Origin of the sequence: Enterobacter cloacae complex sp. ECL414, from assembly GCF_021869685.1 — a bacterium.
In the GTDB taxonomy this organism is placed as follows: Bacteria; Pseudomonadota; Gammaproteobacteria; order Enterobacterales; family Enterobacteriaceae; genus Enterobacter; species Enterobacter kobei.
In genome coordinates this window covers 2,845,942-2,860,848 of the sequence record NZ_CP091481.1, presented here as the reverse complement: position 1 = coordinate 2,860,848, position 14,907 = coordinate 2,845,942, and the positions used below count along the sequence as shown (strand labels likewise).

Here is a 14,907-nt window from a genome sequence, read left to right as displayed (position 1 = left end):
CACACCACAGGGAAAAGTTCAGGTGCGCAGTGTAACATAAAGGCTCCGGCGCGTTGACACCGGAGCCTTTCAGATTAACGCGGCAGGGCCGTTCCCCATTCACGCCACTCTTTCGGTTCGCTTTCGAGCAGCAGGAAGTGTTTCCCTGACTGCGCTTTTGGCGCCAGTGGCGTGCCCGGCGGGGTGGCAAACGCAATACCACCACGGATGAACTGGTTGAAGGTACCGGTTTTCACCACGCCCCCCGTCAGGCCGAAGTCCAGCGAGTAGCCAGATGCCAGCCAGAATACCGAGTTATTTCGTACCAGGTGCTGGTAACGGTCGCTGATACGTAACGCCACCATCACACGATCGGAGAGCGTACCAAGCGTCAGACCCGTTACCGTACCTACCTCAATACCGCGGAACAGAACCGGCGTGCCGATGCCAAGTGAGCCTGCTTCCGGGACTTCCACCACAATGCTCAGGCCACCGAGGTAGCGCGAATCGGTGATGGTGGCTTCCTGCAGTTCGAAATCACGCCGTGCATTGCCCTGGCCGGGTTCGACGTTGATATAGGGCTGCAGAATAGTGTCGAGATGTTCAACGCCTGCGGCCGAAATCTGCGGCGTCACCACCGAGAAGCGGGAACCGGTGCGGGCGAAGGTCTGCACATATTCCGGGTAGAGCACCGCGGTGGCCTGTACCTCGTTGCGGGAGGTGATCAGCGTCAGCTTCTGGATCTGGCCGATATCAATTCCCAGGTAGCGAATCGGCATGCCTTCCGCCAGCTTACCGGCATCAAACGCGTGCAGGGTAATCTGCCCACCCACGGCACGCGCGGCGGTTTCGGACGGGAAGAGAATACGCTTATCGCCCTTACGCAGGTTTGCGCCTGCACCGCTGAGGTTATCGAAGCTAATGGCGCCGCGCAGCGCGCGTGAGAGCGGGGAGGCCTGCACGGTCAGCCCGTTACCGTTAAGCTGAACTTTCGCGCCGCCTTCGGCCCAGAAGACGCTGTTTGGCGTCAGCAGCTTGCGATACTCCGGCTTGATATGCAGTTCGATATCAAACGCGTCCGCACGCGGACGAACGGCGATCACTTCCCCGACTTCAAACTTGCGATACAGCACCACAGAACCCGCCTGGACGTCCGGTAGCGTCTCGGCGCTCAAGGTCAGCGTGGTCGTCGGCAGATCGCTCAGGCTGTTTTCAATCGCTTTGTCCAGGTTGGCATACAGCGGGTAATTTTCGCGGATGGGGCCTTTATCGCCCGGCAAAATGCGAATGCCGCCGTTAACCCATTCGCTGGCACTGGCACCAAGGAACTCTACGCCGTCCAGGCCTACCTTCACATCGACGCGGCTGTTTACCACGAATTTACTGTCGCCATGGACGAGGTTGCTGTATTGCGGATCGATCGCTACCGAGAAGCTCACGCCGTTTTCGGAAAGCGTTCGCTCCAGAACCTGACCCACCTGGACACCGTGGAGGATTAGCGGCTGACCGGCTTCAATACCATAACTTTCGGGTGCATTTAGCGTAACCGTCACAACGCCCGGTTTTTGCAGCAGGGCTTTATCCGCCGGGGCGATCACGAAGTTGTTGCTTGGCTTTCCTTCTCCGGGGATCAGTTCAAACGTGTTGCCGGTCAGCAAAGTGCTGAGACTGGCATCGTTCAGAGAGAGCTTCGGACTGCGCATCTCGATACGCGTTTTCTCGCGCAGGAGATCGACCACGCTGGGGTCGACGGTCATTTCGCCCGTCACCGAGCCGCCAGGGTTGAGCGTCATTTTGGTGAGCTGACCTACCTGCAGACCCTGATACATCAGCGGTGTTGATCCGGCTTTCAGACCTTTCGCATCGGGCAGAACAAGTTTGACGATCACCCCTCGCTGGCTGTGCGCCAGATCAGCATACAACCCGAACGTATCATCGGCAGCAGCAGGGCTGGAGTTCTCCGGGGAGTCAAAGGCAATCGCCCCGTTTACCAGTGCGGCCAGGCTCTCCAGCTTCACTTTAGCACCGCTCAGGCTGAGGTCGGCATCTACGCCAGACACGTTCCAGAAGCGGCTGCCTTTTTTCACCAGGTTGGTGAATCGGCGTTCGATCAGCACATCGATGGTCACGCCCTGTTTGTTCGGATTGATGGCGTAATCGTAAACGCGACCCACCGGAATTTTTCGGAAATAGACCAGCGAGCCACTGTTCAGTGAGCCGAGATCCGGCGCCTGCAGATGGATCATCAGATCGCCGTTATTGAGACGGTATTTTGGCTGCGTATCCAGCGCGACAAAGTGATCCTGCGGTTCGCCTTTGCCTGGCATCATACCGATGTAGTTACCGCCAACCAGCGCATCCAGCCCCGAGACACCCGCCAGAGACGCCTTCGGCGTAACCAGCCAGAACTGCGTTTCGCTGCGCAGCGCGTCCTGCATGTCCGATTTAATGCTGACCCGCACCTGAATTTTGTTCAGCCCTTTTCCGAGTGAGATGTCCTGAACCGTACCGACTTCAACCCCCTGAAAACGAACGGGGGTTCGTCCGGCGACGATGCCGTCGGCGGTCTGGAAATCAATGGTGACGGTACTTCCGCGATCTTCATAGCTCGTCCAGATAAGCCAGCCTGCAATCATCAGGGCGATGACAGGCAGCAACCAGAATGGCGAAATGCGGCGTTTAGTTTTAATTCTCGCTTCAGTCGGCGAAGCGGGGGTTTCCTGACTCATGTGCATCCCAAAGTAAGCGGCTATCCAGCCATTCCACAGCAAGAATAGTCAATATCACCGCAGAGCCGAAATAAAAAGCTGCGGGTCCCATAGTAAAAGCAAGTAACTGGTCGCGATTTATTAGCGACATCATCAGCGAAATCACAAACAGATCCAACATGGACCAGCGGCCAATCCAGGTGACAAATCGCAGAAGCAGTATTCGGGTTCGTAATCCTTGTTCACACTTAAAGTGAATGCTGATGAGCAGGGTGAACATCACCACGACTTTGGTAAAAGGAACCAGGATACTGGCGATAAAGACGATGGCCGCCACCCCAACGTTGCTGTGTGCCAGGGAGATAATGCCGGAGAGGATTGTATCCTCCTGACGGGCACCATTCACGTAAATGATGGAAATCGGCAGCATATTGGCGGGGATCAAGAACACCAGGGAGGCAATCAGCGCCGCCCAGCATTTTTGCAGACTGTTATTGCGTCGATGCAGCAAGGGTATGTGGCAGCGCGGACAGCGCCCTCGGGGATCGGGCAACCCGGTGTAATGGCATCCCAGACAGACGCGGAGATTCTCATCCGGACGGGTGGCAGGGCGCTGAGGGTAAAAACGCTCCCAGAGTTGCTCAACGTTCAGGTGGATCAGCGTCAGGATGCTGAGCAGCACCAGGCAGATAAAGGCAAAAAGCCCGACGCCCGGCTGCAGAAAAGCATAATCCTGCACTTTAATTGATGCCACACCCACACCGACAAGATAGATATCCAGCATCACCCACTCTTTGAGTTTATCCAGCATCAGCAGCACCGGGCGAAGGTTCATCCCCAGGATGTTGCCAAACCACAGATAGGCAATGGCTGCAACCAGCACCAGTGGCGCGCCAACGGTGCAAAACAGCACCATGGCAGCGGTAATCGGATCGCCCTGGCGGGTCATCTGCCAGATCCCCTGCAGCACGTTGGCATCAATGCGTACGCCAAGCAGGTAGAGCTTCAGCAGGGGCTCGGTCCAGGCGAAGGGCATCAGCAGCAGCATGGTGACGGCCATGGCGGCCAGACGGGTTAACGACCAGTCTCGGCCGTCACGAATTTTCGCGTCACATCGGGGGCAAAAGGCACTTTGGTGCGATTTCATCTTCGGCAACATAAAAAGCGTATCGCACTGGGGGCAACGCTGATAATGTGCACGAGGCAAAGCGTCTCTTACCGTATGGACCGTTATCTTTTTTGTCGGCGTAATTTTGGTTGTTTTTAAGGCCATCAGCTGCGCACAAATAAGTATTGTTGAACGTTATATTAACTCATGAACGGATTCATCTTGAGCATGAGCGCATTTAATGCTTATTTTAATAGGCTATGCGGTAATTTTGTAAGACAACTAAGTGATTGAATAATGAACAAAACAGAATTCTACGCGGATCTGAACCGCGATTTTAAGGCATTGATGGCGGGTGAGACCAGCTTCTTAGCCACTCTGGCAAATACTAGCGCATTGTTGTTCGAACGTCTCTCTGACGTGAACTGGGCTGGCTTTTACCTCCTGGAAGGTGACACGCTGGTACTTGGCCCGTTCCAGGGCAAACTGGCTTGCGTGCGTATTCCGGTCGGGCGCGGTGTATGCGGTACTGCGGTGGCCGAGAATCAGGTACAGCGTGTGGAAGATGTTCATGCGTTTGACGGGCATATCGCCTGTGATGCCGCCAGTAATTCTGAGATCGTACTGCCGCTGGTGGTAAGAAATCAGATTATTGGCGTTTTGGATATCGACAGCACCGTCTTCAGTCGCTTCACAACCGAGGACGAGCAAGGGCTGCGCGAGCTGGTGGCGAATCTGGAAAACGTCCTTGCCGGCACCGATTATCAAAAATTCTTTGCGAGCGTCGCAGGATAATCAACGGATAACGTAGCATTTACTGATAGCGTCATTATAATGACGCCTGTTCATGCCTGCGCTTGTTGGCAACGTCCGTTGTAATCAGGAAATTTCATGGAAAATCAACCTAAGTTGAATAGCAGTAAAGAAGTTATCGCATTTCTGGCCGAGCGTTTCCCGCAGTGCTTCAGCGCGGAAGGTGAAGCTCGTCCCCTGAAAGTCGGTATTTTTCAGGATCTGGTAGCGCGCGTTGAGGGGGAAATGAACCTCAGCAAAACTCAGTTGCGTTCTGCCTTACGTCTTTATACTTCGAGCTGGCGTTACCTGTACGGTATCAAACCGGGCGCGACTCGCGTGGATCTCGACGGCAACCCTTGTGGTGAGCTGGACGAGCAGCACGTTGAACACGCACGCAAGCAGCTTGAAGAAGCCAAAGCACGCGTTCAGGCACAACGTGCAGAACAGCAAGCGAAAAAACGCGAAGCCGCAGCGGCAAACGGCCAGGAAGAAGCGCCTCGTCGTGAGCGTAAACCGCGCCCTGCGCCGCGTCGTCACGATAATAACGATCGCAAACCGCGTGCAGACAAACCAGCAGCCAAAGCCCCACGTGCGCCTCGTGAAGAGCCGCGCCATACCCCGGTTTCTGACATCAACGCGCTGAGCGTGGGTCAGGCGCTGAAGGTCAAAGCGGGCAACAATGCTATGGACGCCACCGTACTGGAAATCACCAAAGATGGCGTTCGTGTACAGCTGACTTCTGGTATGTCAATGATTGTACGCGCAGAACACTTGTTGTTCTGAAACGGAGGCCAAGCCTGGCATGAACACTTTTTTTAAGCTCACCGCGCTGGCGGGTCTGTTTGCTATAACAGGCCATGCTTTCGCAGTGGACGATATCACGCGTGTTGATCAAATTCCGGTACTCAAGGAAGAGACGCAGCACGCGACGGTGAGCGAGCGCGTGACGTCTCGTTTCACCCGCTCGCACTATCGTCAGTTCGATCTCGATCAGGCCTTTTCGGCCAAAATCTTTGACCGCTATCTGAACTTGCTGGATTACAGCCATAACGTTTTGCTCGCCAGTGATGTCGAGCAGTTCGCTAAGCGCAAATCCGAGGTGGGTGATGAGTTGCGGTCAGGCAAGCTGGATCTTTTCTACGACCTCTACAACCTGTCGCAAAAGCGCCGCTTTGAACGCTATCAGTACGCCCTGAAAGTGCTCGAACGTCCGATGGACTTCACCGGCAACGACAATTTTAATCTTGATCGCAGCAAAGCGCCGTGGCCGAAAGATGAAGCCGAGTTGAATGCGCTGTGGGACGGAAAGGTCAAATACGACGAACTGAGTCTCAAGCTGACCGGCAAAGATGAAAAAGAGATCCGTGACACGCTGACGCGTCGTTACAAATTTGCCATTCGTCGTCTGGCGCAGACCAACAGTGAGGATGTCTTCTCTCTGGCAATGACGGCCTTCGCGCACGAAATCGATCCGCACACCAACTATCTCTCCCCGCGCAACACCGAACAGTTCAATACCGAAATGAGCCTGTCTCTGGAAGGTATCGGTGCGGTACTGCAGATGGACGATGATTACACCGTGATCAATTCCATGGTGGCGGGTGGCCCGGCCTCCAAAAGCAAAGCGATCAGCGTAGGTGACCGCATTGTCGGGGTCGGACAAACCGGTAAAGGCATGGTCGATGTCATTGGCTGGCGTCTTGACGACGTGGTTGCGCTGATTAAAGGTCCGAAAGGCAGCAAAGTTCGTCTGGAAATTCTACCAGCGGGTAAAGGCACTAAAACCCGTATCGTTACCCTGACCCGTGAGCGTATCCGTCTGGAAGACCGCGCGGTGAAAATGTCGGTGAAAACCGTGGGTAAAGAGAAGGTGGGTGTCCTGGATATCCCAGGTTTCTACGTAGGGCTGACCGACGATGTGAAGGTTCAGCTGCAGAAACTTGAGAAACAGAACGTCAGCAGCGTCATCATTGACCTGCGCAGCAACGGCGGTGGTGCGCTGACAGAAGCGGTATCGCTCTCTGGCCTCTTCATCCCGTCTGGCCCTGTGGTTCAGGTGCGTGATAACAACGGTAAAGTCCGTGAAGATGCCGACAACGATGGTGTGGTCTACTACAAAGGCCCGCTGGTCGTGCTGGTCGACCGCTTCAGTGCGTCTGCGTCTGAGATCTTTGCCGCGGCAATGCAGGACTACGGCCGTGCGCTGATCGTGGGTGAGCCAACCTTTGGTAAAGGCACCGTTCAGCAGTATCGATCGCTGAACCGTATCTACGATCAGATGCTGCGTCCGGAATGGCCTGCGCTGGGTTCAGTGCAGTACACCATTCAGAAGTTCTACCGCGTCAACGGCGGCAGTACGCAGCGTAAAGGCGTCACGCCGGATATTATGATGCCGACAGGAACGGAAGAGACCGAAACTGGCGAGAAGTTTGAAGATAACGCGTTACCGTGGGACAGCATCAATGCTGCGACCTACGTGAAAGCGGGTGATATGACGCAATTTGGCCCTGAACTGCTGAAAGCGCATAACGACCGCATCGCGAAAGATCCGGAATTCCAGTACATCATGAAGGACATTGCGCGTTTCAATGCCCTGAAGGATAAACGGAATATTGTTTCTCTGAACTACGCCCAGCGTGAGAAAGAGAACAACGAAGACGATGCCACGCGTCTGGCCCGTATCAACGACCGCTTCAAGCGTGAAGGTAAGCCTCTGCTCAAGAAACTGGACGATCTGCCAAAAGATTACCAGGAGCCGGATCCTTACCTGGACGAGACGGTGCATATCGCCCTCGACCTGGCGAATCTGGAAAAAGATAAGCCTGCTGAGCAACCCGCTCCGGCGAAATAATCCCCCAACAGGCACAAGAAATTGTGCCTGTTTCTTTTTGTTCCGCATCCTTCCGTCAGGCAGATTTCCAATTGTGTAAAGTTGTGTCTTTCTGGTGACTTACGCCCTCCGGATGCTTGAAAATAGCCGCAATACCCATACGATGTGGGTAATCGCATAGTGCGCTTTGTTAAACTGAGGTTAAAAGAAAATTATGATGCGAATCGCGCTCTTCCTGCTCACCAACCTGGCGGTGATGGTGGTTTTCGGGCTCGTGCTAAGCCTGACAGGAATTCAGTCGAGCAGCGTTCAGGGTCTGTTGATTATGGCGCTGCTGTTTGGTTTTGGTGGCTCGTTCATTTCCCTGCTGATGTCAAAGTGGATGGCGCTGAAATCCGTCGGCGGTGAGGTGATTGAGCAGCCGCGTAACGATATGGAACAGTGGCTGATGAGTACGGTGGCTCAGCAATCCCGTCAGGCCGGGATCGCCATGCCGCAGGTGGCCATTTATCATGCGCCCGATATTAACGCGTTTGCCACGGGTGCCCGTCGTGATGCATCGCTGGTTGCTGTCAGCACCGGGTTGCTGCAAAACATGAGCCGTGACGAAGCCGAAGCGGTCATCGCTCACGAAATCAGCCATATTGCCAACGGCGACATGGTGACCATGACGCTGATTCAGGGCGTGGTGAACACCTTCGTTATCTTTATCTCCCGTATCCTGGCGCAGATTGCGGCGGGCTTTATGGGCGGCAACCGTGATGAAGGTGAAGAGAGCAACGGTAACCCGCTGATCTACTTCGCCGTGTCGATGGTGCTGGAACTGGTGTTCGGTATTCTGGCGAGTATTATCACCATGTGGTTCTCACGCCACCGTGAATTCCACGCGGATGCCGGCTCTGCGAAACTGGTGGGACGCGAGAAGATGATTGCTGCCCTGCAGCGCCTGAAAACCAGCTACGAGCCACAGGAAGCGAACAGCATGATGGCCTTCTGCATCAACGGTAAATCAAAGTCGCTCAGTGAGCTGTTTATGTCTCACCCGCCGCTGGATAAACGTATTGAAGCGCTGCGCAGTGGGGAATACCTGAAGTAACGCGATGCGTCACAATAAGCCGGGCAGGCGTATTCTCCGCCCGGCTTTTTTTATGCCTGAACCCTGGGCTGGGTAACGCGCAGACCGCTGACGATGGCCGCGAGGGTGGCAAGCGCGCCGGCGGTGAGCAGCGCAACGTGGTTACCGTTTTGCCCGGCAAGGTTAAACATCAGGGCAACCAGCGCCGCGCCGCTGCTTTGCCCCAGAAGGCGCGCAGTTCCCAACATCCCGCTGGCGCCGCCACTGCGGTGACGGGGCGCAGAGGTGATGATGGTGTGATTATTGGGGGACTGAAACAGGCCGAACCCCGCACCACAGAGGATCATGCGCCAGACGATGTCCAGATCGCTGGGTGATGACGGTAACAGTGCCAGCGCGAAAAGGCCGGTTGCCATGACGGCCAGTCCCGCCGCACCCAACAAACCGGCATGGATACGTTCAATTAAGTAACCCGCCAGCGGCGCCATCACCATCGTCGCCAGTGGCCAGGGCGTTAGCAGCAGCCCGGTCTCCACCTCCGAACGTCCTACCACGCTTTGCAGAAAGAAGGGCAGAGAAACCAGCGCCAGCATCTGAGCGCAGAACGAGCAAATGGACGTACAGATGGAGAGCGAAAAGAGGGGGATACGCAGCAGATCTACCGGTAGCAAAGGAACGGGCAGGGCGGGCTGACGGCGAACAAAGAAGAATCCTGTTACCAGCAGGGCGATAAGCTCGATGCCGGTAAGCGCCATGGATTGCCCCTGAGCAAAGCCGCTCAGGGCTGTAATCAGCAGACCAAAGGTCAGTGCATTCATCACTGCGCTGGGGACGTCAAAACGCGGCATGGTACTTTTGGGGCCGTTAGCAGGAAGAAAACGCAGGGCAAAGAAGATAGCCACGATACCCAGCGGCACGTTTATGGCAAAGAGCCATTGCCATGAGGCGACAGAAAGTATGGCTGCTGCAATTGTTGGTCCGGCGGCGGAGGAAACCGCGACAATAAACGAGTTTATCCCCATCCCGCGTCCAAGGTGGCGTTGCGGATAGATCAAGCGGATCAATGCCGTATTTACACTCATCAGCGCCGCACCGCCAAAGCCCTGCGCTATGCGCGCCAGCGTCAGCGTGTGCAATGAGTCAGACAGGGCGCATAACAGCGAGGTAAAGGTGAACACCACTAGGCCGCACTGATAGACCCGACGGTGGCCGAACATGTCGCCGAGGAAAGAGAAGGAGAGCAGGGAAATCACAATCGCAATCTGATAGGCGTTAACAATCCATATCGAGCTGGCCGGGGATGCCTGGAGGTCGCTGGCGATAGTGGGCAGGGCAACGTTCGCAATCGCGCCATCGAGGACGGCCATTGAGATCCCAATAATAATCGTAGCAATGGCGCCATACCGCAGGGGCAAAGGCAGACCATCGGAAAGGTTCTTTTCCATCGGGGATAAAAAGCTCAGGGTGAAATTATTCTCAGGGTAACGATTTTAGCACTGTTAACGCCGTTATATGTCGCAGATTTGTAACGAAACAAACGCGCATTGATTGCAGGTAACATCACAGGAATTTATAATAAAAACCGGTTCTGATTTTTATAAAACACTCTCTATGAGGTGGTAAATGGCAATTGCGGATTTGGATAAACAGCCAGATTCTGTTTCTTCCGTGCTGAAGGTGTTTGGCATCTTACAGGCGCTCGGAGAAGAGCGTGAAATTGGTATTACAGAGTTGTCGCAGCGTGTGATGATGTCGAAAAGCACCGTTTACCGCTTTTTGCAAACCATGAAGTCACTGGGTTATGTAGCGCAGGAAGGAGAGTCTGAAAAATACTCTCTGACGCTAAAGCTGTTCGAACTGGGTGCCCGGGCGCTGCAAAACGTTGATTTGATCCGCAGCGCGGACATTCAGATGCGTGAGATCTCCCGTCTGACCAAAGAGACCATCCACCTGGGTGCACTGGATGAAGACAGCATTGTTTACATCCATAAAATCGACTCCATGTACAACCTGCGTATGTATTCGCGCATTGGCCGCCGCAACCCGCTTTATAGCACGGCAATTGGCAAGGTTCTGCTGGCGTGGCGCGATCGCGAAGAGGTGAAGCAGATCCTTGATGGTGTGGAATATAAACGCAGTACGGAACGAACCATTACCAATACTGATGAACTGTTAACGGTACTCGACAAGGTGCGTGAACAAGGATACGGCGAAGATAACGAAGAGCAGGAAGAAGGGCTGCGCTGCATCGGCGTTCCGGTGTTTGACCGGTTTGGCGTGGTGATCGCGGGTTTAAGTATCTCTTTCCCAACCCTGCGCTTCTCAGAAGAGCGTCTGCACGAGTATGTGGCTATTCTGCACACTGCCGCGCGTAAGATTTCCGAGCAGATGGGCTATCACGACTATCCCTTTTAACGCGTTTTAGCATAAAAAAACGCCGCATCTTTTGCGGCGTTTTTCGTCAGTGGTTAACCAGGCCAGTTAGCCATTATCAACCACGACGGACATCTTCCTCAGTACCGGGCAGTTGGTTAAACCAATGATGCCGCTGTCAGAATGGAGATACTGCGCCGTGCTTACGCCTTGTGCTGTTACGTACTTACACTGAATACCTAAGCCTGCTGCATTTTCGGTGCTTCCCACAAGCACACCGTAGCCGGTTAACAAAAGTCCAATCCAGAGTATCGCCAGTACTATAATCGTTCGAATGATTACGCGCATTGTTACCTCTTTTATCGTTGTTATCATGAGGCTAGCCTAAACGGTTTACGTAATGAAACAAGTGCAGGATTCTGAAAAAGACCTGATGTTGGTACAGTTAGTCCTTGTTTAAGGTCACCGTGATAACCTGGTTGTATCAGGTCTTTAGACGGAGTGTGGAGTGAAAAAAATACGCTGGGTGATTCTGATTGTCGTACTGATAGCGTGCGTGGTGTTATGGACGCAGACGATCAATGTGATGTGCGATCAGGATGTACAGTTTTTTAGCGGCGTTTGCGCAATCAATAAGTTTATCCCGTGGTAGCACGCATTTTTTCTTAAGGTGATTTCCTTCCTTCGCACCAGTGGTAAAATAGGCGTTTTTATTGAGGTGGTGAAATGGGTGAGTTACTGAACTCAGGGTTGCTGAATGTAGCATCCCTGATGATCTCTTTGGTTGTTCTGCTGGTGGGTCTGGTCATTTGGTTTTTCGTGAACCGTGCCAGTTCCCGTACAAACGAGCAGATTGAACTGCTGGAAGCGCTGCTCGATCAGCAAAAGCGTCAGAATGCGCTGCTGCGTCGTCTGTGCGAGGCTAACGAACCGGAAGGGAAAGACGAGTCAAAAGAGGCTGTCGCTGAAAACAACCAGGATCAGGACGATTTTATCCGTCTGGTGGCTGAGCGCTGATTGCCGTGTCCCGGGAGGGACTGTGGTCTGGTTCAGTCCAGGTGTAATCCCTCCCTGAAAACGCGTTAAGTGGTAAGGCAGATAATTTAGCACCAGTTAATAGTACTTTCAGGATACTGAAAACTGGCGATTATTTATCCTTATAAACGAAGCGATGAATTGTTGCATATATTCTGTATGTATCTACGCTCAAAAATGTTTTATTTTTATCGAAACGTTTTGCTTGCCTTGTTTTGATGCAGCGTCATAAAAATTTCATTATTTTGGTGCATAACCCTCCTTATTACCTGCTGCATTTTAATACAGTTCGGTGCGGATTATTAACATTGAGTTTTTCCTGAAACAATACGCCCCCGTTGCAATGATTTAAGCATAAGTTTTCACAATTTGTTCTAACTCAATCAATTCCGAAGATTTCTTTTCACGGTTGCTGGACGCATTGTAATGATTGAGCTATGTTAAAAAAGTCTTAGATTACAGTGCTTGCGAAAGCACCGTAGAGCCTGTGTAAAAGCGTTAAGCTGTCTGTGTGTATCGCGCATAATTGTGCAAATCCTTACAGACAGTGTTCGAATTTGTGCGGCGGATCGAGACATGTTTAAAAATGGCTTGCCATATTAAACATAGTGTGTGATAACACGTTTTGGGTCAAACGAGGTACAGTTCTGTTTATGTGTGGCATTTTCAGTAAAGAAGTCCTGAGTAAACACGTTGTCGTTGAATACCGCTTCTCTGCCGAACCTTATATTAGTGCCTCATGCAGTAATGTCTCAGTTTTATCTCAGTCAATGCCTGCGGGCTAAGAAAACACTCTAAGGAATTTTGCAAATGGCAAAGATTAAAGGTCAAGTTAAGTGGTTCAACGAGTCTAAAGGTTTTGGTTTCATTACTCCTGCTGACGGCAGCAAAGACGTGTTCGTACACTTCTCTGCAATCCAGGGTAACGGCTTCAAAACTCTGGCTGAAGGCCAGAACGTTGAGTTCGAAATTCAGGACGGCCAGAAAGGCCCAGCTGCAGTTAACGTAACTGCTATCTGATCGAACCGCTGCTGACTGAAGCGCGTAGCACTTCAATCTCAGACATAAAGCCTCGCACAATGCGGGGCTTTTTTATGCCCTTATCTTTCAAAATATGACTATCCTCTGTCTCGTTAGCAACTTGTTGCAAAGCTGCGAGGTTAGAAGCACAGTTTCGCCTCCCTCAGCGCATCTTTTCCCGTTAAATCAGAGCGTTGTTTAACAGCTCTGGGGTTCAGGTGAAAAAGAAATTAATTATGAGCGCTGGCAATTTCACACCAGCGCGTTTTGCGCTGCTCTGTTTTGCTATTTTCTGCAGTCTGGCTTTTTTGCTGGGTCGTGTTGCCTGGCTACAAATCATCAAACCAGACAACCTGGTGAAGCAGGAAGATATGCGATCGCTGCGTCAGCTGACGATTGATGCTCCACGAGGGATGATCACGGATCGTGAAGGCCGACCTCTGGCGGTCAGCGTGCCCGTCAGAGCCGTATGGGCCGACCCTAAAACGTTACTCGCAAAAGGGGGCGTTGGTTTTGACGATCGCTGGCAGGCGCTGGCGAGCGCGCTTCATCTCTCCCTGAATACCCTCTCTTCGCGCATTAACGCCAATCCCAGGGGCCGGTTCATTTACCTGGCTCGTCAGGTTGATCCTGCGCAGGCCAAATGGATTGATAAACTGAATTTGCCGGGAATTAACCTGCGTGATGAATCGCGCCGTTTTTACCCGGCAGGCCACGTGGCGGCCAATCTGATTGGCTTCACCAATATTGACGGGCAGGGCATTGAAGGGGTGGAAAAAAGCTTTAATACTCAGCTGACGGGTAAAGCGGGTGTCCGACAGGTAAGGGAGGATCGCTACGGCCGGGTGGTTGAAAACCTGACGGAAGTTGCGCCCACGCCAGCGCATAACATTCAGCTCAGCATCGACGAGCGGCTACAGACCATTACCGAAGACGCGCTGGATAATGCCGTGGCCTGGAATAAGGCCGAGTCAGGGGCATCGGTATTGATCAATATCCCAACCGGCGAAATACTCGCCATGGCGAGTTACCCGGACTTCAACCCCAATAACCGGGAAGGCGCGACAATTAACGATTTTCGTAACCGGGCTATTAGCGATACGTTCGAACCCGGTTCGACCGTTAAACCGCTGGTGCTGATGACGGCGCTGCAGCAGGGGCTGGTCCAGCCGGACAGCGTGATTGACACCCATCCTTATACACTTGATGGACACCGTATTCGCGACGTGGGCTACTACCCGGAGCTGACGATGACCGGGATCCTGCAGAAATCGAGCGATACCGGAGTCTCCCGGCTCTCGCTGGCGATGCCCATACAGCACCTTCTTGATACCTACCGGAACTTTGGTTTTGGCACGAACACGGGTCTTGGCTTAACGGGGGAGAGCGCGGGCCTGTTGCCACAGCGTAAGTACTGGAGCCAGCTCGACCGCGCGACCTTTGCCTTCGGCTATGGCCTGATGGTGACGCCGCTCCAGCTTGCCCACGTCTATGCGACGATTGGCGGATTTGGACTGGAGCGTCCCCTGTCGATCACCCGCATCGATCCCCCCGTTATCGGGCACCGCGTTATGCCGGAGGAGATCGCGCATGAGGTGGAGCATATGATGGAGAGCGTTGCGCTACCCGGTGGCGGTGGCGTTAAGGCCGCGGTGCGTGATTACCGCGTGGCGGTAAAAACCGGTACGGCGAAGAAGATTGATGACAGCGGCAAATATGTCGATAAATATGTCGCCTATACCGCGGGCGTCGCGCCTGCGAGCGATCCGCGTTTTGCGCTGGTCGTGGTGATTAACGAGCCTCAAAACGGGGCGTACTACGGTGGGGCGGTTTCAGCGCCGGTTTTCAGCGAAATCATGGGCAACGTGCTGCGCCTGGAGAATATAAAACCTGATGGCCTCCCGGCCGGTTCTGACCACCTTATCGTCATGCGGTAATCCAGCCGTTTTATAGCGGGGCGAATAGCGGTACACTTCGCCCTTTG

General features: G+C 53.4%; 13 protein-coding genes and 1 pseudogene. 10 read left to right on the top strand and 4 right to left on the bottom strand.

Translation table 11 applies throughout. The features are described from left to right. Window positions 1-74: 74 nt before the first annotated feature. Together L3068_RS13790 and yebS are read right to left on the bottom strand one after the other, a co-directional pair. The gene (locus L3068_RS13790) at window positions 75-2,708 is read right to left on the bottom strand and encodes a PqiB family protein (RefSeq protein ID WP_014884295.1); all 2,634 of its coding nucleotides are present in this window, start codon (window positions 2,706-2,708) and stop codon (window positions 75-77) included. Then, a complete protein-coding gene (gene yebS / locus L3068_RS13785) occupies window positions 2,677-3,960 on the bottom strand; it encodes a membrane integrity lipid transport subunit YebS (RefSeq protein ID WP_023337425.1) in 1,284 nt (427 codons plus the stop codon). Before yebS ends, L3068_RS13790 begins: the two co-directional genes overlap by 32 nt. 132 nt (window positions 3,961-4,092) lie before the next feature. Here yebS and msrC point away from each other — a divergent pair, with 132 nt between their 5' ends. The 4 genes from msrC (at window position 4,093) to htpX (ending at window position 8,516) form a co-directional block, all read left to right on the top strand. After that, window positions 4,093-4,590, top strand: a complete 498-nt coding sequence (gene msrC / locus L3068_RS13780) for a free L-methionine (R)-S-oxide reductase MsrC (protein WP_014884293.1) — start codon at window positions 4,093-4,095, stop codon at window positions 4,588-4,590. 96 nt (window positions 4,591-4,686) lie between these two features. Then, window positions 4,687-5,373: an RNA chaperone ProQ gene (proQ, locus tag L3068_RS13775; protein WP_014884292.1), complete on the top strand. Its 687-nt coding sequence runs from the start codon at window positions 4,687-4,689 to the stop codon at window positions 5,371-5,373. Between the two features lie 19 nt (window positions 5,374-5,392). Beyond that, a complete protein-coding gene (gene prc, locus L3068_RS13770) occupies window positions 5,393-7,441 on the top strand; it encodes a carboxy terminal-processing peptidase (RefSeq protein WP_014884291.1) in 2,049 nt (682 codons plus the stop codon). Window positions 7,442-7,634: 193 nt separating this feature from the next. Continuing rightward, window positions 7,635-8,516, top strand: a complete 882-nt coding sequence (gene htpX / locus L3068_RS13765) for a protease HtpX (RefSeq protein ID WP_045348666.1) — start codon at window positions 7,635-7,637, stop codon at window positions 8,514-8,516. Window positions 8,517-8,566: 50 nt separating this feature from the next. Here the strand turns inward: htpX and L3068_RS13760 are convergent, their stop codons facing one another. Continuing rightward, complete coding sequence (locus tag L3068_RS13760; protein ID WP_117580416.1) at window positions 8,567-9,940, bottom strand: MFS transporter; 1,374 nt, start codon at window positions 9,938-9,940, stop codon at window positions 8,567-8,569. Window positions 9,941-10,118: 178 nt separating this feature from the next. Here L3068_RS13760 and kdgR point away from each other — a divergent pair, with 178 nt between their 5' ends. Continuing rightward, window positions 10,119-10,910, top strand: coding sequence for a DNA-binding transcriptional regulator KdgR (gene kdgR, locus L3068_RS13755; RefSeq protein ID WP_014884288.1), 792 nt, complete (start codon window positions 10,119-10,121; stop codon window positions 10,908-10,910). Between the two features lie 66 nt (window positions 10,911-10,976). Here the strand turns inward: kdgR and L3068_RS13750 are convergent, their stop codons facing one another. Further along, window positions 10,977-11,216: a YobH family protein gene (locus tag L3068_RS13750; RefSeq protein WP_014884287.1), complete on the bottom strand. Its 240-nt coding sequence runs from the start codon at window positions 11,214-11,216 to the stop codon at window positions 10,977-10,979. A 160-nt stretch (window positions 11,217-11,376) separates the two neighbouring features. Here L3068_RS13750 and mgrB point away from each other — a divergent pair, with 160 nt between their 5' ends. From mgrB to ftsI2, 5 genes and pseudogenes are all read left to right on the top strand, one after another. After that, entirely contained in the window at window positions 11,377-11,520 is a 144-nt protein-coding gene (mgrB, locus tag L3068_RS13745) for a PhoP/PhoQ regulatory lipoprotein MgrB (RefSeq protein ID WP_014884286.1), read from the top strand. 74 nt (window positions 11,521-11,594) lie between these two features. Then, window positions 11,595-11,885: a YebO family protein gene (locus L3068_RS13740; RefSeq protein ID WP_014884285.1), complete on the top strand. Its 291-nt coding sequence runs from the start codon at window positions 11,595-11,597 to the stop codon at window positions 11,883-11,885. Window positions 11,886-12,556: 671 nt separating this feature from the next. Next, window positions 12,557-12,701 (top strand): annotated as a pseudogene (locus L3068_RS13735) (DUF2627 domain-containing protein). A gap of 12 nt (window positions 12,702-12,713) precedes the next feature. Further along, a complete protein-coding gene (gene cspE / locus L3068_RS13730; RefSeq protein ID WP_001062678.1) occupies window positions 12,714-12,923 on the top strand; it encodes a transcription antiterminator/RNA stability regulator CspE in 210 nt (69 codons plus the stop codon). A gap of 218 nt (window positions 12,924-13,141) precedes the next feature. Next, entirely contained in the window at window positions 13,142-14,860 is a 1,719-nt protein-coding gene (gene ftsI2, locus L3068_RS13725; protein ID WP_256452204.1) for a peptidoglycan DD-transpeptidase FtsI2/PBP3(PARA), read from the top strand. The last annotated feature ends 47 nt before the right edge of the window (window positions 14,861-14,907 follow it).

Excerpts from the sequence above, each read along its gene's own strand:
- L3068_RS13760 (WP_117580416.1), bottom strand. The coding sequence starts at position 9,940 with ATGGAAAAGAACCTTTCCGATGGTCTGCCTTTGCCCCTGCGGTATGGC.
- kdgR (WP_014884288.1), top strand. The coding sequence starts at position 10,119 with ATGGCAATTGCGGATTTGGATAAACAGCCAGATTCTGTTTCTTCCGTG.
- proQ (WP_014884292.1), top strand. The coding sequence starts at position 4,687 with ATGGAAAATCAACCTAAGTTGAATAGCAGTAAAGAAGTTATCGCATTT.
- cspE (WP_001062678.1), top strand. The coding sequence starts at position 12,714 with ATGGCAAAGATTAAAGGTCAAGTTAAGTGGTTCAACGAGTCTAAAGGT.
- L3068_RS13750 (WP_014884287.1), bottom strand. The coding sequence starts at position 11,216 with ATGCGCGTAATCATTCGAACGATTATAGTACTGGCGATACTCTGGATT.
- msrC (WP_014884293.1), top strand. The coding sequence starts at position 4,093 with ATGAACAAAACAGAATTCTACGCGGATCTGAACCGCGATTTTAAGGCA.
- L3068_RS13740 (WP_014884285.1), top strand. The coding sequence starts at position 11,595 with ATGGGTGAGTTACTGAACTCAGGGTTGCTGAATGTAGCATCCCTGATG.
- htpX (WP_045348666.1), top strand. The coding sequence starts at position 7,635 with ATGATGCGAATCGCGCTCTTCCTGCTCACCAACCTGGCGGTGATGGTG.
- prc (WP_014884291.1), top strand. The coding sequence starts at position 5,393 with ATGAACACTTTTTTTAAGCTCACCGCGCTGGCGGGTCTGTTTGCTATA.
- yebS (WP_023337425.1), bottom strand. The coding sequence starts at position 3,960 with ATGGCCTTAAAAACAACCAAAATTACGCCGACAAAAAAGATAACGGTC.
- L3068_RS13790 (WP_014884295.1), bottom strand. The coding sequence starts at position 2,708 with ATGAGTCAGGAAACCCCCGCTTCGCCGACTGAAGCGAGAATTAAAACT.